This is a genomic window from Candidatus Frankia nodulisporulans (assembly GCF_902806475.1).
GTDB lineage: Bacteria > Actinomycetota > Actinomycetes > Frankiales > Frankiaceae > Frankia > Frankia umida.
Genome location: NZ_CADCWS010000577.1, coordinates 1 through 348, shown reverse-complemented (window position 1 = coordinate 348; position 348 = coordinate 1). Strand labels below are relative to the sequence as shown.

Annotated in this window: 1 protein-coding gene; it reads left to right on the top strand. The window is 63.5% G+C overall.

Annotated elements, in window-relative coordinates; translation table 11 throughout:
- Nucleotides 1-40: 40 nt before the first annotated feature.
- The coding region (locus G6R24_RS21465; protein ID WP_163550896.1) for a helix-turn-helix domain-containing protein at nt 41-348 on the top strand (308 nt) is incomplete at its 3' end.

The following is a 348-nucleotide window of genomic DNA, read 5'->3' as shown; positions in this document are numbered from 1 at the left end:
GGGGACTGGAGCTCGCATTCCGCGGCGCAACCTGGAGGATGTGCGTCTGCTCGCGTTGGGCGCGGTGGATCGGGGGATGCATCCGAGCGAGGTGGCGTTGGCATTCGGGGCGGATGTTTCCACCGTGTACGGATGGATTCACGCTCGGAACGAGGGTGGTGTCGAAGCGTTGAAGGTGAAAGTTCCTTCGGGCCGTACGCCGCGACTGTCCGATGAGCAGACGGCGAAGTTGTGGAAGCTGATCGTGGGTCGGGACCCGCGGCAGATGCAGTTCGATTTCGCGTTGTGGACCCGGGAGATGATCCGGGAACTGATCCGCCGGGAGTTCGACGTCGAGTACACCCCCCA